We start from the raw sequence: 22,264 nt of genomic DNA on the forward strand, positions 1-22,264 counted from the left end.
CTGTCTGGGCGAGTACGTCGGGCCACGGCGTGCTCGCCCTTTCTGTAGGTACATGGTCGCGCGGTGGCGCGAGCGGGACGAGCGGGAGGCGTTCCGTGTGTACCTGAGCGAGTCGGTGCGCCTCATGGCGCAGGGGAAGTGGCTCAAGGAACCCTTCCTGAGCATCGTCAACGGCGATGCGGGCGATGGGTCCGAGGCGGATGACACGCGCGGCGGCGACGAGATCGCCGCAGACATCATCGAGCGGATGGGATTGAAGGTGGTCTAGGTGAACCTTCTCGACCTGATGATTAAGGTCGGCCTCAAGGACGAGGCCAGCGGCAAGGCCGAGGGCGTGGCCTCGAAGGTCGTGGGCACGCTCGGCAAGGCCGGAGCGACCGTTGCCAAGGCGGTAGGCGTGGGCGTCGCCGCCGTGGGGGCTGGCGTCGCTGCCGTCACGGGCATGAGCATGAGCGCATACGCCGCATACGAGCAGAACGTCGGCGGCATCCAGAAGATATTCGGCAACATGGGCAAGTCCCTCGAGGACTACGCCGCCATGACTGGCCAGACCGTCGAGCAGTGCTCCGGTAAGTGGGAGCAGCTCGAGCAGGCCCAGACGACGGTGCTGGCCAACGCCGACCGCGCCTACATAACGGCCGGCCTGAGCGCCAACCGGTACATGGAGCAGGTGACGGGCTTCTCTGCCTCGCTCGTCAAGTCGCTGGGCGGCGACACGGTCAAGGCCGCCGAGTACGCCAACACGGCAATGGTCGACATGAGCGACAACGCGAATACCTTCGGCACGGCGATGGAGGACCTCCAGAACGCCTACCAGGGCTTCGCGAAACAAAACTACACGATGTTGGATAACTTGAAGCTCGGCTACGGCGGCACCAAGGAGGAGATGCAGCGCCTCGTCAAGGATGCGCACGCCGTCAACTCCGCCGTGGATGAGTCGAGCCTGTCCTTCGACAACATCGTGCTCGCCATCCACACGATGCAGGAGCAGATGCAGATCGCCGGCACGACCTCGCGCGAGGCCGCGACGACCATCGAGGGCTCCTGCAACATGGCCAAGGCCGCCTGGGAGAACTGGGTGACGGAGCTGGGCAAGGACGACGCCGACATGGGCAAGCTCACCGAGGAGCTGTTGCAGTCGGTCGAGACGGCGGCCTCGAACGTCGTCCCGCGCGTTGCGACCATCGTCGGCACGGCGTTGTCGCAGCTGCCGAGCCTTGTCACGTCGGTCGGTCCCGTGCTCGGCCAGGCGTTCGTCAGCATCTTCACGCAGGCGCTCGACAGCGCGGCTGAGGCCGTGCCCGGGCCCATGGGCGACATCCTCTCCGCCGTGTCTGACGGCGTGGACGAGATCGGCGAGCGCTTCAAGGGCCTTGGCGAGATCTGGTCGGCTGGTGACAACCCGCTCGAGTCTTTGCACCTCGCCATGGTCTACGGCCTGACGCTGCTCGAGGGCGACCTTTCCACGCTGCAGGAGAACATCACCTCATCGCTGCCCGGCATCGCCGAGGGCTTCGCCGACGTGGGCGGCGAGGTCGTTCCCAGGCTCGCCGAGGGGATCGAGATGGGGCTGTCGTTCCTCTCCGAGACGGCGGCGTCGCTCATGACGTCGCTCGGCGGCTACCTGTCCGAGAACCTGCCCTCCATCACGGAGAGCGGCCTGCAGATTCTCACCGGCCTCTCCGAGTCCATAGCCGAGAACGCGGGCGTTCTGGCAGAGGGCGCGGCGAACCTCATCGTCGGCTTGGCGCAGGGTATCGCCGGCAGCCTGCCGACGCTCATCGAGCAGGCCCCGGTTATCGTGCAGAACCTCGCCAGCGCGATCAACGACAACGCGCCGATACTGCTCGGTGCCGGCATCCAGGCAATCGTGACGCTGGCGCTTGGCATCGTGCAGGCGATACCGACGCTCATCGCCAACATCCCGGCCATCTTCTCGGCCTTCGTCTCGGCGTGGTCGGCGCTCGACTGGCTTAGCCTCGGCCGCAACGCCATCACGTTCTTGGGCAACGGAATCGCGAACATGGCCGGCTTCGTGCGCTCGTGCGGCACCAATATCGTGTCCGCTATCCGCGGCGCAATCCAGAACCTGCCGTCCACCCTGGCGAGCATCGGCCGCAACGGAATCAGCAGCCTGGGCTCCGCCATCCGCGGCGCGGTCGGCTTCGTGACCTCGGCGGCCTCGAGCATCGGCAGCTCCATCATGGGCGCCCTGTCCTCCATCCAAGGCCGCATGGCATCCATCGGCTCGCAAATCGTGCAGGGAATCGCAAACGGAATCAGCGGCGCGGCGGGCGTGGTCGTGAGCAAGATCACCGGCGTGGTCGGCGGCGCCATCGACGCGGCCAAGAACCTGCTCGGCATCCACTCGCCCTCGCGCGTGTTCCGCAAGATTTTCGGCTACGTCATGGAGGGCGCGGCCCTCGGCATCGACGACACTGCGGACGAGCCGGTGAAGTCCATGAGGTCGGCGGTGCGCAACGTCGAGAAGGCCGCCGTGTTCGGTGTGAGCGTTACCGGCGGCGGAGCATACGGGGCGACCGCCAGCGGAGCCGCGGGCATCGCGGGCGGCGGCAACGTTTACAACCTCTACCTCGACAGCGACCTGCTGGGCGTCGACGGGCGCGTGGCCTCCGCCTTCAGGAGCTTCGTCGCGGCGGTGGAGCAGAGCATGGCGATGGGGGTCGCGTAGGATGGCGCAGGGAAACTGGGTTCAAGGCGGAAGCGGCTATCGCAAGTACTGCTGGTGCGCGTACGTGGACGTTGCTGAGGTCGGGCGTACCGATACCACGGTGACCTACCGCGTCACGCACGGCTACGGCACGCGCTACGCCATCGACTGCTACGCGAACGGCAGCTCGTCGGCGGGCGGCTCGTGGAACGGCTCGGTCTACTCGACGAACAATTCCGGCTGGGTATGGGTCCAGTGCACTTCGCGCGACGTCGTGCTCGCGCGCGGCAACGGCGGCGCCTACAACCACACCTTCACGGGCCAGATCAACGTCACGGGCAGCTTCGGCAACGGAACCTCGAACGCCTCCAACACCGTCACGGTGCCGTGCCGCGCCTACCACACGCCTCACCCGCCGAAGAACATCAGGGCGGAGCGCCTGAGCGACACCAGCGCGAAGGTCAGCTGGGACGTCGACTACACGGGCATGAACGGCGACTACCCCTGGTCGACCGTGACCGTCGGCGTGGTGAAGAACGGCCCGGGGAAGTTCACCGACGTCGGCACCGTCAGTTGGGATACCACGAGCCACACCTACAACGGCCTCGAGCCGGGCTGCATGTATATCTTCTCTGCCAAGGCGACGGGCCCCGGCGGCACGTCGGACTACGGCGTGAGCGCGCCGGCGATCTACACCACGCCGACGGCGCTCGGCATGCTCGAGGCCGTCAAGGCGGAGGCGGCGAAGGTCGTGCTCAAGGGGCACGACGCACCGGCCTTCGTCGACAGCTGGGAGTTCCAGCTCACGACCGACGGTAGAAAGACGTGGGTCGATGCGGACGTGGACGCCTCATGGGAGGACGAGGAGGCACCGGCGGGTACGGTGCGCTACCGCGCCCGCGCGGTCAAGAGCGGCCTCAAGGGACCGTGGACCGAGTCAAACGAGGTCACGACAATATGCCCGCCGCTCGCACCGTTCATCAGGGGCGTCAGGGCGGCTTACGCCACAGGTTCGACCGCGACACTCGAATGGGTGCCCAACCATCCGGACGGCTCGGCGCAGACCTCAGCCGAGGTGCAGGTCACGACGCCGACGGGTCCCACCACCACGACGGTCGATGGCCCGGGTACGAGCCTGAAGCTGCCGACCGGCACCAAGGGCCTCTACTCCGTGCGCGTGCGCACCAAGGGCCTCGACGAGGACTGGGGCGCATGGTCGAGCGCGGCGGCATATACCGTGGCGGATGCGCCCCAGGCATTCTTCACCGACCCGGCTGCGGACGGGGCGACCCTGCGCGCGGTGCCGCATGCCTTCACGTGGAAGGTGGCCGACGAGACGGGCGTCAGCCGACAGTACCTGTCTTTGTGCGACATCAGGGGCAACCTCCTGTGGAGCGGGACTGTGGACAAGGACGCGCGCTCCTTTGGCCTCGGCTACGCACAGCACGCCTTCGTCAACTTCACGCCGTACAGGGTCATGCTCACGGTCACGGCCGGCTCGTCGCTATCGGTCACCGTCTCGAGAACTTTCCGGACCGACTGGGCACCGCCAGCCAAACCGTCGCTCAACATCTTCGTCGACGAGAGGTTGGGATGCCAGCTGTCGGTATTCCCAGGCAAGGCCGACAGTGACGACACGCCCGAGACGTCCCACTTCACCGTGTCGCGCGTCCTGCCTGACGGCTCGACCCTGCAGCTCGGCTCGCACCTTGCGGCAGGCGAGGGCGCGAGCGACCCGCTGCCTCCGCTCAACAGCGAGTTCGAGTACGTCGCGGTTGCCTACGCCGCGACAGGCGTGAGCACAGCGACGAGGGTCAAAACGACCGTGGCGAGCCGCGCGGTGGCTCTCAACTGGGGAGCCGGCGCTGAGAGGTCATGGCTCGGGCACTATCTCAAGAAGGGCTCGAGCCGTAAGGTGACGCACGGATACAAGATGCTGCACTTCGCCGACGGCGGGGAAGGGCTGCCCGTCTCGTACGGCATCAACGAACGGGACGTCAAGGACAGCATGGACTTTCTGCTGCTCGACGAGGAGGACTACAAGTCATTCCTCGAGGTCATGAACATGGCGGGGCGCTTCTGGGTGCGCGATCTCTACGGCGAGCGATTCCGCGCCCGCCTCAGCTGCAGCGTGAAACGTTCCGACGGTGCGTGGGTGGCTTCGTGCGACCCGACGTGGGAGACGTGGGAGGAGCCCGCCAATGGCTGATAGCTGGATAAGGCCGTTCGACGCCTCCTACGACTTCGTGCGCGTATCACGTGAGACGGGGCTCGAACTCGACTTCGTTCGCGACATCGAGAACGGCGGCTCCATCGAGCGCAACGCAAACACGGCGCTCTACGAGACTGCATCCCTGGACTTCGCCGACAAGTTCGACGTTGGCAACGACTTTCTGCGTGTGTACCTCAACGCCACCTTCACGGACGGCAGTAAGAGGCGCGAGTGCCTCGGAACATTCATGCCGCAGGTGGACTCGGTGAACATCGACGGCGCCTACCGCGAGGGCCAGATCAACGCCTACGGCCTCCTGAAGCGGCTCAAAGACGACGACTTCGACGGGCCGTACGTGATTGTTGCGGGCAGCAATCTGGTTGATGAGGCCGTCAAGATAGCCGAATCGGTCGGCCTTACCGTCTACGCCGACCCTAGCAGCCTCCTTCTGGGCAGCACCTTGGTTTTCGGCGTGGGCAGGGACAACGACGCTAAGAACAAGCTGGACGCGGTGGACCTGCTCCTCAAGGCGGCCGGGTTCCGCTCGCCGGCAACCGACCGGATGGGCAACGTGATCTACAGGCGCTACGTCGAGCCTGCCGACATGCCCATCTCGGCGGAGTTCACCGAGGGCAGGGATGCGCGCTTCATGTCGGACATGACCGAATCGACTAACCGCGCCGAGGTCTGCAACGTCGTGCACGTGGACTTCAGCACGCAGGACGCATCGGTGCGAGGCACGGCGGTGGACAACTCGCCCGATTCAGACCTCTCGACCGTCTCGGTCGGTCGTCGAATCGTCAAGAGCTACAGCTACGACAGCCTGCCGGGCGTGGATACCGAGGACGCCAACCTTGTCGAGGGCGCCGCCAACGCCCTCATCGGCACCGGCAAGAAGTTGGATAAGAGCTTCAGACAGAGCGATTCGCACGGCAGCATCCAGACCGTCTACGTCTCCGACTCGCCGCAGGTGGGCGTGCTTTTCGGCATCAAGGTCGTCTCGAGTGGCGGGCGCGTCGGCTTCTGCCAGGACGAGGGGCCGAGCGTCAAGAAGGATACGGACTACACGCAGAGTGTGTGGGTCAAGGGCACCAAGGGCGCGACGGGCATCATACAGTCTTTCTGGGATCAGGAGAGGGCGCTTGGCCCGGTGACCAAGGGGTTCACCATGACTGGCGAGTGGCAGAAGGTCAGCTACACCTACCACGCCACGGAGAACCACAGCAAGGTCAGCTGGGGCTACTGCTACATCGACGGCGGCGAGGCCATCTTCGTCGCCGACAAGGTCGAGGAGGGAGGCAACGCCACGCCTTGGCCCCAGGACGCCATGCAGGCGGCGGCGGACCGCAAGGCGGCGGAGCTGCTCGCCACCGAGCGCGCCGTGACGCGCACAGACGAGTTCAGGAGCGTCTACAAGCCCGTCGAGCCGTGCATGGCGGTGGCGATGAACTACAGGACCGGCGGGGTTGTCGGCAAGCTGGCAATCCAGAAGCAGACGCTGACGCTCGACGCCGGCTGCGTCATAAAGCACACGGCGAGGAGGTACGAGCGATGAGCGATTCGGCGGTCGAGATCAAGGGCGCGGCGGCGCGGCTGGCGGCGGCGATGCCGTCGGGCGGCAAGCGGCTGACGATGGAGTTCGGCACGGTCGTGGGCGTCCACGACACGGCGCTCGACGTGATGCTGCACGGCGCGGTGGTGACGGTCCCGATGGTGCGCTCCTGCACGGGGTGCGTCATCACCGACCGCGCCGTGATCCTGTCGCAGGGCCCGCTGGCCGTGTGCGTCGGCACGATGGCGGCGGTGTAGACCGGCGTTACGGGGGTCCGAACCTGCAGTGTGGCGGGGAGTTGGCCCAGCCACACTGCAGAACGGAAGGGAGGCCGGATGGAGGTACTAAAGCTGTTCGTGCCCTATGGGCCGGGATGGCTCGGTGGCGCGGCGCTAGTGCTCATCGCCGCTTATTTTGGTAGGCAATTTTTGGACGAGTACAAGCGACAAAACCAACGGAAGGGCGAGCTCGACCTCAAGCGCGAGGAGCGTAAGCAGGCCGAGGTGGACGAGCGCGCGCAGCGAGACCGGGAACGCTCGCAGATGGAGGGGCGCATCGCGGCGCAGATGGAGCGCAGTAACACCTTGATTGAGGGGATGAAGACCCTCATGGAGTCGGTCGTCGCGTCAAATGACGTGTTGCACGCCGATCTGGTCCACAGCCAGGCGCGCAGCCAGGGGATGGCCGAGAAGGTCGACCACATCTACGACCGCGTCGACCTCATGTACAACAAGGAGACAAGCAGATAGGAGCAATCAAATGACTGAGATTCAGGCCAGCCTCACCGTCGCCACGGTGCTCGTGGTGCCGTACATCGTGCAGGCCATCAAGACTAAGGCCATGACGGGCGGCGTCGCCCGCTGGACGGCCATCGCCGTCTCGGCGGGGTGCGGTGCTCTCACGGCCATGGCAGGAGGCGTGCCCACCGACCCCTCGGCGTGGGTGACGTCCATCTTCGCGTGTGTCGGCGGCGTGCAGGTGGCCTATGCCGCCTTCAAATCCGTCGGTATCACGGACAAATGGCTCGACGCGCTGCTCGCGCTCGGCGACATCAAGGAGGACTAACATGGCAGATTTCGCGAACGTCCAACCGGACGAGTACAAGCTCCTCGGCTGCAACTTCTCGGCGGGACGACCCTTCGGCATCAAGGGCGTCACGATCCACCATATGGCGGGTGACCTCAATGCGGCCCAGTGCAACAGCATCTGGGCCGCCAACGGCTGCTCTGCCCACTACTCGGTCGACCGCAACGGCTACATCGTGCAGCACGTCAACGACACCGACCGCGCCTACGCTTGCGGCGACGGCATCGGCACGGGCGGCGGCAACGACACGACCATCAGCATCGAACACGCCAACAGCGCGCGCGGCCCGTGGACGGTTCACGAGGCCGCTATCGAGAGCGGTGCGCACCTCGTGGCGGCGCTGTGCCTGTACTACGGGCTGGGCCGCCCGGCATGGATGGTGAACGTGTTCCCGCACAAGCACTGGTCGTCCACGGCCTGCCCCGGCGAGCTGGCTGGCTCGCAGCGCGACCACTACATGCAGCGCGCCGTCGAGTGGTACGACGCGATGGTCGGCGGCGCGCAGCCGTCCGCGCCGACTGTGCAGCCCGCGGCGACCCCCGCTGCGCCTTCGGCGTCGCAGGGCGCGCCGGGCGGTTTCCCTCGCTCCACTGGCGCCCGTGTTCCCGTACACTACTCGCTGCACCTTAAGGGTGGCGGCTGGCTGGACGAGGTGACTGACTTCGGTGCCGGCGACGACGGCTTCGCGGGCTACCCGTGCCGACAGCATGACCTCCTTTGCGCCCGAGTTGATCGCGGTACGCTCAAGTATCAGGTCCACACCGTCGAGGACGGCTGGCTCGACTGGGTTGCCAAGGGCGACCGCAACGACACCGTAAACGGCTGCGCCGGTATCGCCGGTCATACCATCGACGGCGTGCGCATGTACTACGTGACGCCGAGCGGCGAGGAGTGCAAGCAGGCGTGGTACCGCTCCCAGACCACTGCGCGCGCCGGATGGCTGAACACCGTGTGCGACGACGGCTCTACCTATAGCGGCGACGACTACGCCGGTATCTACGGCGAGCCGCTCGACCGTCTGCAGGTCTGCGTCACCGACGGGGTGCCGTGGTAATGGCTTTCGTCATGGGCGCGGCGCTCGGCGCGATTTTGGGCAGCTTCGTCACGGTTGTCGCGCTCGCCCTGATCTGGGGCGGGAGCGACCGCGGGCGATAACAGCAAAAGGGGCCGTGGCGGTTCGTCGCCACGGCCCCTTTCTCGTATCCCTCGAATATCCCAAGTGGGCGTAAAACCCTAAGTACGGTCAGTGTGTTGCGGTACGTTCAGCGTGTTTTGCCTGTTGGTCAGCATCAATAGCGAGCTGCGGCAAACTGTCTCAGTACTGCCACATGTGGTTGACGGGGCCGGAGCCTTTGCCCATGTCAAAGCCGGCGGCCAGAGCGCCTGTCAGGTAGGCCTTGCCGGCGTTGACGGCATCGGCAAGATCCATGCCCTGGGCCAGCGCGCAGGCGATGGCGGACGAGAGCGTGCATCCGGTGCCGTGCGTGTTGTCGGTCTCGATGCGCTTGTGGCGGAACCACGTGGTGAGTGGATCTCCCAGATGGTTGCCCTCGTCATCGAGTGGCGCGGGTTCGGCCAGTACATCGTTGGCCTCGTTGACAAGATGCCCACCCTTAACGAGGGATGCACAACCAAAGCGGCGGGTGAGGAGCATGGCAGCATTTTGCTGCGTGCGCTCGGAGTCGACCTCGTAGTCGAGCAGGGCCATGGCCTCGGGAATATTGGGCGTGATAACCGTCGCTAGCGGGAACAGGCGGCGGGTGAGCGCCTCGGCGGCATCTTCGGCAATCAGCCGCGCGCCCGAGGTGGCTACCATGACGGGGTCGACTACCACGTTTGTTGCGTTCCAGGCGCTCAGGCGGTCGGCGATAACATCGATAATCTCGACAGAAGAAACCATGCCGATCTTGACGGCGCTGGGGCGGATATCGTCAAAAACGGCGTCAATTTGCGCGGCTACGATATCTGGTGAGATATCCTGCACGGCGGTGACGCCCAGTGTGTTTTGCGCTGTGATGGCGGTGATGGCCGTCTCGGCATACAGGCGGTGCGCCGTGATGGTCTTGATGTCGGCCTGAATGCCGGCGCCGCCGCTGGAATCGGATCCCGCGATGGACAGGACGGCGGGTACCTTACTACGATCCATGTTCGCTCCCTTGTTCGGTCGGAATCAAATGGGTCTTTAAGCCAGCATTATAAAGATGCCCGGGCCGACCCTATGTCGAACCCGGGCGGGCGATGCAATCTTTACGCAAATGCAAGCAAATGTTCACACGTCAACAATTGACAGGCACCAGCTCGCCGCCAGAAGCGGCCGCGGCGACAGGCTAGTCCTCCATGCCGAGGTCGATCGTGGTGCCCTCGAAGATTTTGTTGACGGTGCGGACGGCGCACATCTTGCCACACATGGTGCAAGTGCCCTCGGTGGCGGCGGGGGACTCCTCGTAGCGCTTCTTGCCCGTAACCGGGTCGAGCGCGCACTCCCACATGGCGTCCCAGTCAAGCTTGCGGCGTGCCTGGCCCATCTTGTCGTCCATGTCGCGGGCGTGGGGCACCTTTTTGGCGATGTCGGCGGCGTGTGCGGCGATCTTGGTGGCCATGAGGCCGTCGAGCACATCCTGGGCGTTGGGCAGGCATAGGTGCTCTGCCGGTGTCACGTAGCACAGGAAGTCGGCACCGGAGCTGGCGGAGATGGCGCCGCCGATGGCAGCGGTGATGTGGTCGTAACCCACGCCGATATCGGTCACCAGCGGCCCGAGCACATAGAACGGAGCATTGTGGCACAGGCGCTTCTGCAGTTTCATGTTGGCGGCGATCTCGTCGAGCGCCATGTGACCCGGGCCCTCGACCATGACCTGGACGCCGGCGGCCCAAGCGCGCTTGCACAGCTTGCCCAGCTCGATCATCTCAGCGGTCTCGGTGGCGTCGTTGGAGTCGTAGAGGCAGCCCGGGCGGCAGGAGTCGCCGAGCGAAATCGTCACGTCGTACTCGTGGCAAATCTCGAGCAACTCGTCGTAGAACTCATAGAACGGGTTCTCGTTACCGGTGACCTCCATCCAGCCAAACAGCAGTGAGCCGCCGCGGCTCACGATGTTCATCAGGCGGCCGGTCTCCTTAAAGGTCTTGGTGACCGACTTGTTGATGCCGCAGTGAATGGTCATAAAGTCCACGCCGTCCTCGGCATGCGCGCGCACGACTTCGAACAGGTCGTCCTTGGTGAGCTTGACCAGCGGCTTTTCCATGTAGCCGATGGCGTCGTACATGGGGACGGTGCCTACCATGAGCGGCGTCTCGTCGATGAGCTGCTGGCGGAACTGGCGCGTCTTGCCCGAGTTGGAGAGGTCCATGATGGCGTCGGCGCCAAAGTCCTCGGCGATCTTGACCTTCTTCCATTCCTCGGCGGCATCGGCCTTGTCGCCCGAGATGCCCAAGTTTACGTTGACCTTGGTGGACAGGCCCTCACCGACGCCAAAGGCGCGCATGCCCTTTTTGATGTGCACAATATTGGCGGGAATGGCGATGCGGCCGTCGGCCACGCGCTCGCGGATGTACTCGGGGTCGCGATGCTCGCGCTCGGCGACTTCCTTCATCTGCGGCGTGATCTGCCCGGCACGGGCGAAGTCGATTTGCGTGACGAGCTTGGGCTCGGTCTGTGTGCTCATTGGCACGGCTCCCTTCGTTGGCATTACCCATATCAGGTTTGCGGGTCAGGGCGGGCGCGCCCAGTCTCAGCCTGCCGTCTTGTCCTGCAAGCTCCCCGTTTATGTAATGGGCTCAAGTATAGCCTGAATGGGTACGATTGGGCCAACGAGCGTGCCTGTGGGGAGGCGAACATGGAAGACAAGCATCTATATCGAGAGACGCAATGGGACGTATCGGCCGAGGAAAGCCGTGCGCACCATGGCCTTGTCGCGATCGGTTTTGCGGTGCTTGCCGTGCTGGTGATTGCCTTTTGTATCTGGACGTTTGGTGGTCGCGGCGGCGCTGCATGGGAGTTCGAGGCTGATGATAGCCTACCGATTATGACGGTGAGGAGTACTGGCGGTAATGCCAATACGCTCGCCGTTCCGGGCGATTATTGGTACCCGTGCGATGAGTTTGTGCAGTTGCAGCTGAGTGGTGGGTCTATTCCTGGTGAGGAAATCGAACGCGTGACGTATGATGCGACGTTCAAAACGTTGACGGTGAAGCTCAAAGATCAAGGGGATGTGCCCACGACGATGGATATCGCGCTGACGGAATGGCGCCTGGAGCCCCCGTCGGGTGTTGCGGTGTCCGAGGTCGAGCACGTCAAGATTGTCTATCAGGACGGTTCGACAAACGGGATTGCAAAGGCCGACGGTCTAGCAGAATAGGTGTCGAGCCTAGCAGCCAATTCATAAAAGTTGCGGTGGAATAGTTCCTGATTGTGCGAAAAAGGCTCAAATAGGAATTATTCCACCGCAAGTTATATAGAGAAGGCTGAGCGGGTCAGTGTTGGGTGCCGGCTCTAGAGCATCTGTTCGTTGATGAACATGAGGGTGCCTAGGTATGAGAGCTCGGGGATGTGCCGATAGCCGATGTTGAATGCGGTAAGTTCGCTTGCATCCTCGAGCTTGTTTTCTGCCATCCACCGCACCATGGAGCCGCGCGCCTTTTTGCTGGCGGTCGACCGTTGGATGGGCTTCCCGTTGCGGATACCCTCGCCAAAGAGGCATGTGACGACCGTGGCGTCGTTCGCGAGGTGGGGCAGAACGGCTTTGGCATACTCTACGCTGGCGAGGTTGACGATCGTGGTGTTTGAGCCTGCCGGGGCGATAGCCCGCGCGAGCTTGTCGCTCCAAAACGCGTAGAGGTCTCGGGCATCGTCAACGGCGAGCTTCGCGCCCATCTCCAGCCGATACGGTTCGACGGCATGAAAGGGACGAACGCACCCGTAGAGGCCGGAGAGGATCCACAGATGGTCTTGCAGCCATGCGAGCTGCGTGGAATCCATCACCTCGGGTGCCATGCTCTGGTATTGAATGCCGTGATAGGACATGACGGCAGGGGAGAGGTGACGGGCGAGTGCGGGATTGTCGAGATCGCCGCTTTTCAGGATGGGCCCGAACTCATGCAGTGTGTTGAGGCAAGGTCCCAGCAGTTTGTCACTCACGTTCCACAGCGCCTGCAGGCCGCCGCTGCCTTCATTCCGCTCGATATCTAGCAGTGCGCGGTGGAGGCGAGCCGTCTCGCGCACAAAGGGTGGGATGCCCAGGACTTCAAAAGCATCTTGGGCCGCGCGCATCTGCTTGGCGGGCGAAATGATGACCTGCAGCATGGACTCTCCTCTGCCAAAAAAGTTGCGGTGGAATACGGTCTGTTTTGGCCGTTTATGGGCCAGTTTAGTCCGTATTTCACCGCAACTGATGAAGGGTTGGTTAGGCTCGCTCGATGAAGGCCTTGTAACCGCGATATGCCTCGTAGATGTCGGCCTTGTTGGCGACCTCCCACAGGGCGTGCATGGACAGGACGGCAACGCCGGAGTCGATGACGTTCATGCCGTACTTGGCCATGATGTAGGCGATGGTGCCGCCGCCACCAGCGTTGACGCGGCCGAGCTCGCAGGTCTGGAAGTCCACGCCGGCCTCGTCCATGATGTCGCGGACGAGGGCCACATACTCGGCGTCGGCGTCGTTAGAGCCGCCCTTGCCGCGGCTGCCCGTGTACTTGTTAAAGCACAGGCCGCGACCCATGAAGGCGGCGTTCTTGGTCTCGAACTTGCCGGCATAGCCCGGGTCGAAGCCGGCGGACACGTCGGAGGAGAGCATACGGCTGCGGGCGAGCGCGCGGCGCAGAGCCAGCGGGCTGTCCTCGCCGGCGAGCATCATGATCTCGGCGACGGTGTTCTCGAAGAAGCGACTCGTCATGCCGGTGGCACCCACGGAACCGATCTCCTCCTTGTCGACGATGAGCGTGATGCTCGTGCGCTCCACGTTGGTGACGTTGATCTGGGCGAGCATGGAGGGGTAGGCACAGACGCGGTCGTCATGGCCATAGCCCAGAATCATGGAGCGGTCGAGGCCCATGTCGCGGGCGGGGCCGGCGGGCACGACCTCGATCTCGGCGGAGAGGAAGTCCTCCTCCTCGACGTCGTACTGCTCCTTGAGGATATCCAGGAACATCTGCTTGACGGGCTCCTTGGGGGCGTCCTTGTCGTCCTCGTCAAACTTGACGGGGCGGCCGCCCACGATCACGTCGAGAATCTCGGCATCGACGGCGTCCTTGGCAGGCTTGGACATCTGCTCGCTCGAGAGGTGGATCAGCAGGTCGGAGATGGTAAAGACCGGGTCGTCCGCCTTGTCGCCGATATTGATGTCGACGGTGGTACCGTCCTTTTTGCAGATGACGCCCACGAGTGCGAGCGGGGAGGCCACCCAGTGGTAGCTCTTGACGCCACCGTAGTAGTGCGTGTCGAGGTAGGCCATGTCGCCGGCCTCGAAGGCGGGGTTCTGCTTAAGGTCTAGGCGCGGCGAGTCCACGTGGGCGCCCAGGATGTTAAAGCCCTGCCCGAGCGGGGCGGTGCCCAGGTTGACGAGCATGAGGTCCTTGCCGTGATTGGCGGCGTACACCTTGTCGCCTGCCTTGAGCTCGCGGCCTTCGGCGATCACGGTCTCCAGGTCGACGTATCCCGCCTCCTCGGCCATCTTGATGCCGGTCTTGACGCACAGGCGCTCGGTCTTGTTCTCGCTCAAAAACTGCTTATAGCCGCGGCAAAGCTCCTCGAGCTCCTCGACTTGCTGTGGCGTGTACTTTTTCCATGCGCAGGGACGCTCCATGACGCAGGCTCCTTTCGGATCGATCGTGCTGGTTGATGTACCGTGAGCCATCGTATCACGCGCGGGCTCACGGTGGCGGGGGAGCTTGATGTGAGGTGGCCGCGGGGCGGGGAGCGTGTAAACTGGAGTGAGCAAACCGTGCCCAGCCCAAAGCGAGGTATTCAATATGTCTGACAAGCGCCGCACCTTTGCCGTTATCGACGGCAACTCGCTCATGCATCGCGCCTTCCACGCCGTGCCGCCGACCATGAACGCGCCGGACGGTCGCCCCACCAACGCGATCTTTGGCTTTCTGAACATGTTTCTCAAGATGATTGATGCCTTTAACCCCGACGGCGTCGTCGTGGCGTTTGACAAGGGCAAACCGCGCGTGCGCATGGAGATGCTGCCGCAGTATAAGGCGCAACGCCCGCCCATGGACCCCGATCTGCATGCGCAGTTCCCTATGATTAAGGAGCTGCTCGCCGCGCTCAACGTGCCGATTCTGCAGTCCGAGGGCTGGGAAGGCGATGACATCCTGGGAACCATGGCGCGCCTGGGTGAAGAGGCCGGCTGCGACATGCTACTGGTGACCGGCGACCGCGACATGTATCAACTCGTGACCGAGCACGTCAACGTGGTCTCGACCCGCAAGGGCCTGTCCGACGTGGCGATTATGACGCCCGAGAGCGTGGACGACCTGTATCACGGCATTACGCCGGCGCTCGTGCCCGATTTTTACGGTCTAAAGGGCGATACGTCGGACAACATTCCCGGCGTACCGGGCATTGGGCCCAAAAAGGCGAGCGCGCTCATCGCACAGTACGGCAGCTTGGACGAGGTCATCGCGCATGCCGACGAGGTCAAGGGCAAGATGGGCGAGAACCTGCGTGCGCACATCGACGATGCGCTGCTGAGCCGCAAGGTCGCAACCATTCGCACCGATGCGCCCGTCGAGCTCGACTTTGACGAAACGTCCTTCCCGGCGTTTTCTGCCGACGAAGTGTCCGCGGCGCTGGGCACGCTTGGTATCACCGCCATGCAGAACCGTTTCTTGGCGCTGATCGGCGGCGAGGGCGGGGCTGCTGCTGCCTCCAGTGTGTTTGAGATACCTGCGATGGTTCGCGCAGCCGCCGGCGATGCCGACGCGCTTGGTGCCGTTGCGGCTGAGGTCTCCCGCGCGATTGATGCCGGCGAGTGGGTCGCCGCCGTGGTGGACGACGACAAGGAAGAGGGCGCGCTCTTTGGACTGACGCGCACGCTGTGGTTGGCGACGTCCAAGGGCCTGTTCGCGCTCGAGGAGGGCGACGGCGGTACCACTGCCGTAGTCGATGGCTTCAACTTCGCCCACGGCGTGATTGCCGGCGTGCTTGCGCGCCTGTTTGTGGAGGGCCGCGTGGCGAGCCCGGATATGAAGGCGTTGTTGCACGAGCTTTCGCCCATCGATTCTTCTGAACTCGAGCTCATGGATCCGCTCGCTACCGATTCCACGCGTATCTTCGATACCGTGGTCGCTGCCTATCTGCTGGATTCCGATCGCTCCGAGTTCGATGAGGCATATCTTGCCGATACGTATCTGCAGATGGCGCTGCCTGCGGCGTGCGGCGCAGAGGGTGCTGGTGAGGACGCTCCGGCGCCTGCCGCCCGTACTGCGGCTCTGACGCTGGCGCTCGTGGCACCGTTGCGCGAGTGCATGGCCCGTGAGAATGCCGCCAACGTGTTCGATGGCATCGAGATGCCGCTCGTTCCGGTACTTGCCAAGATGGAGCGCGCGGGCATGCTCGTGGACCCCGACCGTCTGCACAGTCTGTCCGAGGGTCTGGCGACCCAGATTACCGAGGTTGAGCGCAGTATTCGCGACCTGGCGGGTGACGAGACCTTTAATATTGGCAGTCCCATGCAGCTGTCGCATGTGCTCTTTGATGTGATGGGGCTTCCGACCAAGGGCCTCAAGAAGACTAAGCGCGGCTATTATTCGACCAACGCCAAGGTGCTGAGCGACCTTGCGCGTGACCACGAAATCGTGCGTCTGATCTTGGACTGGCGTGAGAAGTCTAAGATCAAGTCCACCTATCTGGACACCCTGGGCCCGCTACGCCGTGGTGACGGTCGCGTACACACTACGTACAACCAGACCATCACGGCAACGGGGCGTCTGTCCTCGAGCGACCCGAACCTGCAGAACATCCCGACGCGCTCGGAGCTGGGTCGTACCGTTAAGACGGCGTTTTCGGCAGGCGAGGGAAGCGTCTTTTTGGCGGTGGACTACTCGCAGATCGAGCTGCGTCTGCTGGCGCATCTCTCGGGTGACGAGCACTTGGTGCGCGCCTTTAACGAGGGCGAGGACTTCCATGCCGAGACGGCGGCGCGCGTGTTCGGTGTGCCGGTGTCCGAGGTAACGCCCGACCTGCGCAGTCGCGCCAAGGCCGTGAACTTTGGCATCGTGTATGGCCAGCAGGCCTACGGCCTGTCGCAGTCGCTGCATATCTCGATGGCCGAGGCACGCGACATGATCGACCGCTACTACGAGGCCTACCCGGGCGTGCGCACGTTCCTCGACAACGTGGTGGCACGCGCCAAGCAGACGGGCTACGCCGAGACCATGTACGGCCGCCGTCGTCATATTCCGGAGCTCAAGGCCAAAAACCCGCAACTCCGCGGCTTTGGCGAGCGCACGGCCATGAACCATCCCATGCAGGGCACCGCAGCAGACATCATCAAGATCGCCATGGCCCGCGTAAGTCGTCGCCTGGAAGAAGAAGGCTTTGCCGCCCACATGATCTTGCAGGTACACGACGAACTGGACTTTGAGTGCCCCGTCGACGAAGTCGAGCGCCTCACCGCCATGGTCCGCGACGTCATGGAACACGTAGTAGACCTCCGCGTCCCCCTAATCGCCGAAGCCAGCACCGGCATAACCTGGGCCGACGCCAAATAGGGAAGTGCCCACAACCCCAAAGTAACCAAAACAGAGGGGAGCCCCTTCCAAAAAGGGGCTCCCCTCTGTTCAAATAAATTCAGCCAAGTATCTAGACACTCAAGAGGCCATCTTGGCGGCAAGCAAAGTCAACATGGCCATGCCCGGGGCCGACCGCTTGATTTTTGTAGATTCCGCACGAGCCGAAGAGCACTAAATGTGCTCTTCGTGCGAGCCCAGGACTTGACCGAGCAAAAATCAAGCGGTCGGCCCCGGGCATGGCGACGGGATAGATTAACGAGCCGCCAAGATGGCGTCGATGAGCGTCAGTACGCCCCCGTCGTTGTTGCTCGGAATGCGCCACTTGGCGTGCACGTTCATGTGCTCTTCGGCATTGTCCACGATAAAGCTGTGACCGACGCGCTCCAGCATGGGGATGTCGTTGTACGTATCGCCCACGGCGGCAGCATCGGCAATATCGATGCCCAGGTGCTCGCACAGGTGCGCGACGCCGGCGCCCTTGTCGACGCCCAGGTTCATAAAGTCGATCCACTCGCGCCCGGCGTTGGTGACGTAAAGCTTGTCCGAGAACTCGGGGCTATAAGTCTCGCGGAATGCGGGCTCGGCGTCGTAGCCGGGGAAGAAGACCGAAATCTTGTTGGACTCGAAATCAATGCCCTCAAAGCTGTCGACGTAGTTGATTGTGTTGTAGTAGACGCTGATCTCGTCGTGGTATTGATGGTCGCGGGCAAGCACGTAGAACTCGTCGAAGCAGCACAGGACGGGGACAGCGCGAGGATCCTCCGAGGCACGGTTCAAGACCTGCTGATACAGCTCCACGTCAATATTGCTCTTATAGATATAGCTGCCGCGATAGATCACGCAAGCTCCGTTGTCGGGACAAAAGGCGAGGCGGTTCTTGATGCCCTCGAACATCTCCTCGAGCTTGGGGGCGGGACGTCCGCTGGCGGGGCAGAATACGATGCCGGCGTCGGCGAGCTTGTCCAGGCGCTCATCAAGACCCTGGGGTAGCACACGCTCGTCGGTCAGCAGCGTCTTGTCCATATCGACGGCGAGAATCTTAATGTTGCCGATGTTGGCGTCCGATTCGTAAGTTTGCATAAAAATGCGCCTTTCGTTTCGAGATTGTTTCAGACGTTATAACCATCAACTAGTAGTCGAGCGTATTTTCGCAGGAATGGTGCGTATTTGCACCACGCTTCACAAAGTAATGAAAAAACTTTTCAGAAATTTGAATTTGTCGCTTGTGCTGCGGGCACTTTAGCGTAATATAGCGACCATCGAAAACGGAGACGGAAAAACAACCGCTTACCGAGTAAAAGGTACCGTTTACGATATTTGAATTGCGCCCGGCGATACGTGAAAGGAGAGGCAGATGCAGTTCGTAAAGATCATCACCACTGCAGACAATGCCATCCGACGCCAGCGCGCAATTTCCCGACGACGATAACAATCGTCTCTGTCCGCATGGGGCGAATTGCCTCAACAGAGTCATTTTGAGGTCGTTGGGTTTTAGCACGACATTGCTGCATGTTTCTAGGGCATGTATGTGCTGATTTTTGCTATTTAACCTGATATTGCACGGTATATGACCTTGAAATGACTTGCAACTGACCGATGTTCTAACTAGCTACCAAGGGCGAAAGGAAACAGCCATGAGCAAGGAAAAAGTCGTTCTCGCATATTCCGGTGGTCTTGATACATCCGTATGTGTCAAGTGGCTCCAGGACGAGAAGAATCTCGATGTCGTTTGCGTCTGCGGCAACGTGGGCCAGGAAGAGATCGGACTGGATGCCAAGAAGCAGAAGGCGCTCGACCTGGGCGTTCTCGATTGCCAGGTGCTCGACCTGCGCGACGAGTTCTCCGATGAGTTCCTGACCAAGGCCATCGCAGCAAACTCCATGTACGAGAACAAGTATCCGCTGCTCTCCGCCCTGTCTCGCCCGCTGCTTGCCAAGAAGCTCGTCGAGGTCGCCCACGAGTTTGGCGCGACCTACGTCGCCCACGGCTGCACCGGCAAGGGTAACGACCAGGTTCGTTTTGAGGCTGCCGTCAAGGCCCTCGACCCTGAGCTCAAGGTTATCGCCCCGGTGCGCGAGTGGGATCTGAAGTGCCGTCCCGACGAGGTCGCCTATGCCCACGCCCACAACGTGCCGGTTCCCGAGGGTGCCAACGATAACCCCTACTCCATCGACGACAACCTGTGGGGTCGCGCCATCGAGTGCGGTCACCTGGAGGACCCTTGGAACGAGCCGCTCGATGACGCTTGGGTTATGACCAAGAACCCCGAGGACACGCCTGACGCCCCGACCTATACCGAGATCGAGTTTGAGGCCGGCAAGCCTGTCGCCGTCGACGGCAAGAAGATGAAGCTCTCCGAGATCGTCATCGCCCTCAACAAGATTTCGGGCGACAACGGCTTTGGCCGTCTTGACCTGGTCGAGGATCGTCTGGTGGGCCTCAAGAGCCGCGAGTGCTATGAGGTTCCCGGCGCCCTGACGCTCATCACCGCCCACAAGGCGCTCGAGGACATCTGCGTCGAGGGCGACCTGCTCAAGACCAAGATCAAGCTCGAGCAGGATTGGGCCACCGCCGTGTACAACGGCCAGTGGTACAGCCCGCTCAAAAACGCGCTCGACGCCTTTATGGCCGACACCCAGAAGTTCGTGACCGGCACCGTCCGTCTGAAGTTCTTTAAGGGCAACTGCCATGTCGTCGGCCGCAAGAGCCCGTTTAGCCTGTATGACTACGGTCTGGCTACCTACGACCGCGACACTACGTTTGACGAGAAGGCCAGTGCCGGCTTTATCGAGATCGATACGCTGTCACTCAAGACGTGGGCAAAGGTCCAGGGCCCCAGCTCTGCTGCCGCCCAGGCCTAGCGCCTCCTTCCCTTGGTATCCGCGCGGCCCATCCGCGTGATACATAACGGGCGCACGGGGTCCCTACCTTTCGTTATGCTTGCTGACACTTCTTAACATCGGTGGCCCCTACGTTCCGCCCGCATATATGATGCCGCGACTGTGGCTGAGTCCGAGCCCCGCCGGGGTTGTCCGGCGGGGCTCCTTCTATCAATTTGGCGGCTCTGCGCCTATATATATGAGGAGTATCCATTATGTTCAATGCTATCGCGCATGCTTTACTTGCCCTCGCGCCCGAGTTCGATGCTGCAAGGGTCGAGGACGTCCCTGTGAGCCTGAAGGCCTGGATCGATGGTTCGCAGGGCAACATCCGGAGGGAGACGTTGGGCGCCAAGTGCATGGCGCGTCACTTCTTTGCAAATTAGCTACATGGCTCCGCACACGGTGGGGAATGTGTAAAACTAGCGGTTGAAAAATCGCTTTAGCGATATGGCGCATTGCTTTGGGCGCTTGTTTTGGTATTTGGAGAAAGGGGACGGTTCCATGGCTCTTTGGGGCGGTCGTTTTGAGGCAGGCGTGGCCGAGGTCACGCAGGAGTTTGGCGCGTCGCTGCCGGTCGACAAACATCTCTATAAGCAGGATATCGCAGGCTCTAAGGCACATGCCAAGATGCTGGCGGCCCAGGGCATCATCAGTGCCGAGGACGAGCAGGCGATTGCCAAGGGCCTGACCGGAATCGAACAGGATATCGATGCCGGCAACTTCACCTTCGACATCAACGACGAAGACATTCATATGTCCATCGAGAGCGAGCTGACGCGTCGCATCGGCGAGGCCGGTAAGCGCTTGCATACCGGACGTTCGCGCAACGACCAGGTGGCGACCGACACGCGCCTGGGCGTCAAGGCGCTGGCCAAGGAGCTCATGGAGGCCAATCTTGAGCTGCGCCATGTGCTGGTGGATGCGGCTAAGAAGTACGACAAGGTGATTCTGCCGGGTTACACGCATATGCAGCACGCTCAGCCCGTGCTGCTCTCGCATCATCTGCTGGCGTATTCCTGGATGTTCGCGCGCGACTTTACACGCTTGAAGGCCGCCTTTGATGCCGCCGACAACTGCCCGCTGGGTGCTGCCGCGCTTGCCGGTACGAGCTATCCGCTCGATCGCCAGATGACGGCTGCCGAACTTGGCTTTGCGGGCGTGATTCCTAACTCACTCGATGCTGTTTCCGACCGTGATTTCCTGCTCGATCTGCATTACGCTGGCTCCGTCATGGCCATGCACCTGTCGCGTCTTTCCGAGGAGATCGTGCTGTGGTCGAGCTCCGAATTTGGCTTTATCACGCTTTCAGACTCCTACTCCACCGGCTCGTCCATCATGCCGCAGAAGAAGAATCCCGACTTTGCCGAGCTTATTCGCGGCAAGAGCGGCCGTGTCTATGGCAACCTGGTGCAGCTGCTCGTGACCATGAAGGGCCTGCCGCTTGCTTATAACAAGGACTTGCAGGAGGACAAGGAGGGCGCGCTCGATACCGCCCATACGCTCATGCAGTGCCTGTCGGTTATGGCCGGAATGATTTCGACTTGGACCGTCAACGAGGATGCCATGGCGCGCGAGTGCGGCGTGGGGCACCTTGCCGCTACCGATGTTGCCGATTACCTGGCCAAGCGTGGCCTGCCGTTCCGCGAGGCACATGCCGTGGTGGGGCATCTGGTTCTGATGTGTGAGAAGCGCGGCTGCAATCTTGAGGACCTGCCGTTTGAGGTGTTCCAGGAGGCAAGCCCGCTCTTTGAGCACGACATTACCGAGGCGCTCGACATCCCGTCGATTGTCGCCGCGCGCACGACCGAGGGCGGCACCGCCCCTGCCGCCGTTGCCGTGCAGCTGCAGCGTGCCGAGGCGCAGCTCGTGGTCGACGAAGGTGTGTTTGGATCGCTAACCAAGGTCGTCGAGATGGGTCACGGGGCAAAGTAGAGGTTTGGCTGAAGACGTATTGTCCATTTATTGATAAATCGTTTTCGCTTTACGGGCGCCTGCTGATGTGGGAGCCCGTATTTTGTTGCTATGGGGGAGGGGCTTGTCGAGAACTTCTGTAGGACCTTTGGGCAGGTTGTGAAGGGGATACGTTCGCGGGCGGCAACCGACCGCCTGCTCTGTTCGGCGCGGTT

Annotated in this window: 18 protein-coding genes; 13 read left to right on the forward strand and 5 right to left on the reverse strand. The window is 62.5% G+C overall.

Going from position 1 to position 22,264, the window contains the following annotated elements; translation table 11 throughout:
• The first annotated feature begins 97 nt into the window (after positions 1–97).
• The 8 genes from GXM19_RS01440 (at position 98) to GXM19_RS01475 (ending at position 8,575) form a co-directional block, all read left to right on the forward strand.
• Complete coding sequence (locus GXM19_RS01440) at positions 98–268, forward strand: hypothetical protein (RefSeq protein ID WP_155813819.1); 171 nt, start codon at positions 98–100, stop codon at positions 266–268.
• Positions 269–2,692: a phage tail protein gene (locus tag GXM19_RS01445; RefSeq protein ID WP_040358259.1), complete on the forward strand. Its 2,424-nt coding sequence runs from the start codon at positions 269–271 to the stop codon at positions 2,690–2,692.
• Between the two features lies 1 nt (position 2,693).
• On the forward strand, positions 2,694–4,880 hold the full coding sequence (locus GXM19_RS01450; protein WP_006234173.1) for a fibronectin type III domain-containing protein: 2,187 nt from the start codon (positions 2,694–2,696) through the stop codon (positions 4,878–4,880).
• Positions 4,873–6,438: a carbohydrate binding domain-containing protein gene (locus GXM19_RS01455; RefSeq protein ID WP_006234172.1), complete on the forward strand. Its 1,566-nt coding sequence runs from the start codon at positions 4,873–4,875 to the stop codon at positions 6,436–6,438. The genes GXM19_RS01450 and GXM19_RS01455 overlap by 8 nt, the downstream gene beginning before the upstream one ends.
• Entirely contained in the window at positions 6,435–6,692 is a 258-nt protein-coding gene (locus tag GXM19_RS01460) for a hypothetical protein (protein WP_006234171.1), read from the forward strand. Before GXM19_RS01455 ends, GXM19_RS01460 begins: the two co-directional genes overlap by 4 nt.
• Positions 6,693–6,770: 78 nt before the next feature.
• On the forward strand, positions 6,771–7,184 hold the full coding sequence (locus GXM19_RS01465; RefSeq protein ID WP_006234170.1) for a hypothetical protein: 414 nt from the start codon (positions 6,771–6,773) through the stop codon (positions 7,182–7,184).
• 10 nt (positions 7,185–7,194) lie between these two features.
• Complete coding sequence (locus GXM19_RS01470; protein WP_006234169.1) at positions 7,195–7,500, forward strand: hypothetical protein; 306 nt, start codon at positions 7,195–7,197, stop codon at positions 7,498–7,500.
• A 1-nt stretch (position 7,501) separates the two neighbouring features.
• Positions 7,502–8,575, forward strand: a complete 1,074-nt coding sequence (locus GXM19_RS01475) for a peptidoglycan recognition protein family protein (RefSeq protein WP_006234168.1) — start codon at positions 7,502–7,504, stop codon at positions 8,573–8,575.
• A gap of 261 nt (positions 8,576–8,836) precedes the next feature.
• Here the strand turns inward: GXM19_RS01475 and thiD are convergent, their stop codons facing one another.
• Both thiD and thiC read right to left on the reverse strand, forming a co-directional pair.
• Positions 8,837–9,667, reverse strand: coding sequence for a bifunctional hydroxymethylpyrimidine kinase/phosphomethylpyrimidine kinase (gene thiD, locus GXM19_RS01480; RefSeq protein WP_006234166.1), 831 nt, complete (start codon positions 9,665–9,667; stop codon positions 8,837–8,839).
• A 181-nt stretch (positions 9,668–9,848) separates the two neighbouring features.
• Complete coding sequence (thiC, locus tag GXM19_RS01485) at positions 9,849–11,183, reverse strand: phosphomethylpyrimidine synthase ThiC (RefSeq protein ID WP_006234165.1); 1,335 nt, start codon at positions 11,181–11,183, stop codon at positions 9,849–9,851.
• A 171-nt stretch (positions 11,184–11,354) separates the two neighbouring features.
• On the opposite strand from thiC, the gene GXM19_RS01490 reads away from it, so the two are divergent.
• A complete protein-coding gene (locus GXM19_RS01490; protein ID WP_006234163.1) occupies positions 11,355–11,876 on the forward strand; it encodes a hypothetical protein in 522 nt (173 codons plus the stop codon).
• A gap of 134 nt (positions 11,877–12,010) precedes the next feature.
• Here the strand turns inward: GXM19_RS01490 and GXM19_RS01495 are convergent, their stop codons facing one another.
• Positions 12,011–12,820 (reverse strand): YaaA family protein, encoded by an 810-nt coding sequence (locus GXM19_RS01495; RefSeq protein WP_006234162.1) that lies wholly within the window; start codon positions 12,818–12,820, stop codon positions 12,011–12,013.
• Between the two features lie 100 nt (positions 12,821–12,920).
• Positions 12,921–14,318, reverse strand: coding sequence for an aminopeptidase (locus GXM19_RS01500; RefSeq protein WP_006234161.1), 1,398 nt, complete (start codon positions 14,316–14,318; stop codon positions 12,921–12,923).
• Between the two features lie 166 nt (positions 14,319–14,484).
• Here GXM19_RS01500 and polA point away from each other — a divergent pair, with 166 nt between their 5' ends.
• The gene (gene polA, locus GXM19_RS01505; RefSeq protein ID WP_006234159.1) at positions 14,485–17,235 is read left to right on the forward strand and encodes a DNA polymerase I; all 2,751 of its coding nucleotides are present in this window, start codon (positions 14,485–14,487) and stop codon (positions 17,233–17,235) included.
• 273 nt (positions 17,236–17,508) lie between these two features.
• Here the strand turns inward: polA and GXM19_RS01510 are convergent, their stop codons facing one another.
• The gene (locus GXM19_RS01510; RefSeq protein WP_006234158.1) at positions 17,509–18,336 is read right to left on the reverse strand and encodes a Cof-type HAD-IIB family hydrolase; all 828 of its coding nucleotides are present in this window, start codon (positions 18,334–18,336) and stop codon (positions 17,509–17,511) included.
• 554 nt (positions 18,337–18,890) lie between these two features.
• Here GXM19_RS01510 and GXM19_RS01515 point away from each other — a divergent pair.
• The 3 genes from GXM19_RS01515 (at position 18,891) to argH (ending at position 22,070) form a co-directional block, all read left to right on the forward strand.
• Positions 18,891–20,117, forward strand: a complete 1,227-nt coding sequence (locus GXM19_RS01515) for an argininosuccinate synthase (protein ID WP_006234157.1) — start codon at positions 18,891–18,893, stop codon at positions 20,115–20,117.
• 233 nt (positions 20,118–20,350) lie between these two features.
• Positions 20,351–20,521 (forward strand): hypothetical protein, encoded by a 171-nt coding sequence (locus GXM19_RS01520; protein WP_006234155.1) that lies wholly within the window; start codon positions 20,351–20,353, stop codon positions 20,519–20,521.
• A gap of 118 nt (positions 20,522–20,639) precedes the next feature.
• Positions 20,640–22,070, forward strand: coding sequence for an argininosuccinate lyase (argH, locus tag GXM19_RS01525; RefSeq protein WP_040358254.1), 1,431 nt, complete (start codon positions 20,640–20,642; stop codon positions 22,068–22,070).
• The last annotated feature ends 194 nt before the right edge of the window (positions 22,071–22,264 follow it).

Origin of the sequence: Collinsella aerofaciens ATCC 25986 (genome assembly GCF_010509075.1) — a bacterium.
In the GTDB taxonomy this organism is placed as follows: Bacteria; Actinomycetota; Coriobacteriia; order Coriobacteriales; family Coriobacteriaceae; genus Collinsella; species Collinsella aerofaciens.

Coding starts and splice junctions, on each gene's coding strand:
- GXM19_RS01450 (WP_006234173.1), top strand. CDS start 2,694: ATGGCGCAGGGAAACTGGGTTCAAGGCGGAAGCGGCTATCGCAAGTAC.
- GXM19_RS01455 (WP_006234172.1), top strand. CDS start 4,873: ATGGCTGATAGCTGGATAAGGCCGTTCGACGCCTCCTACGACTTCGTG.
- GXM19_RS01460 (WP_006234171.1), top strand. CDS start 6,435: ATGAGCGATTCGGCGGTCGAGATCAAGGGCGCGGCGGCGCGGCTGGCG.
- GXM19_RS01465 (WP_006234170.1), top strand. CDS start 6,771: ATGGAGGTACTAAAGCTGTTCGTGCCCTATGGGCCGGGATGGCTCGGT.
- GXM19_RS01470 (WP_006234169.1), top strand. CDS start 7,195: ATGACTGAGATTCAGGCCAGCCTCACCGTCGCCACGGTGCTCGTGGTG.
- GXM19_RS01475 (WP_006234168.1), top strand. CDS start 7,502: ATGGCAGATTTCGCGAACGTCCAACCGGACGAGTACAAGCTCCTCGGC.
- thiD (WP_006234166.1), bottom strand. CDS start 9,667: ATGGATCGTAGTAAGGTACCCGCCGTCCTGTCCATCGCGGGATCCGAT.
- thiC (WP_006234165.1), bottom strand. CDS start 11,183: ATGAGCACACAGACCGAGCCCAAGCTCGTCACGCAAATCGACTTCGCC.
- GXM19_RS01490 (WP_006234163.1), top strand. CDS start 11,355: ATGGAAGACAAGCATCTATATCGAGAGACGCAATGGGACGTATCGGCC.
- GXM19_RS01495 (WP_006234162.1), bottom strand. CDS start 12,820: ATGCTGCAGGTCATCATTTCGCCCGCCAAGCAGATGCGCGCGGCCCAA.
- GXM19_RS01500 (WP_006234161.1), bottom strand. CDS start 14,318: ATGGAGCGTCCCTGCGCATGGAAAAAGTACACGCCACAGCAAGTCGAG.
- polA (WP_006234159.1), top strand. CDS start 14,485: ATGTCTGACAAGCGCCGCACCTTTGCCGTTATCGACGGCAACTCGCTC.
- GXM19_RS01510 (WP_006234158.1), bottom strand. CDS start 18,336: ATGCAAACTTACGAATCGGACGCCAACATCGGCAACATTAAGATTCTC.
- GXM19_RS01515 (WP_006234157.1), top strand. CDS start 18,891: ATGAGCAAGGAAAAAGTCGTTCTCGCATATTCCGGTGGTCTTGATACA.
- GXM19_RS01520 (WP_006234155.1), top strand. CDS start 20,351: ATGTTCAATGCTATCGCGCATGCTTTACTTGCCCTCGCGCCCGAGTTC.
- argH (WP_040358254.1), top strand. CDS start 20,640: ATGGCTCTTTGGGGCGGTCGTTTTGAGGCAGGCGTGGCCGAGGTCACG.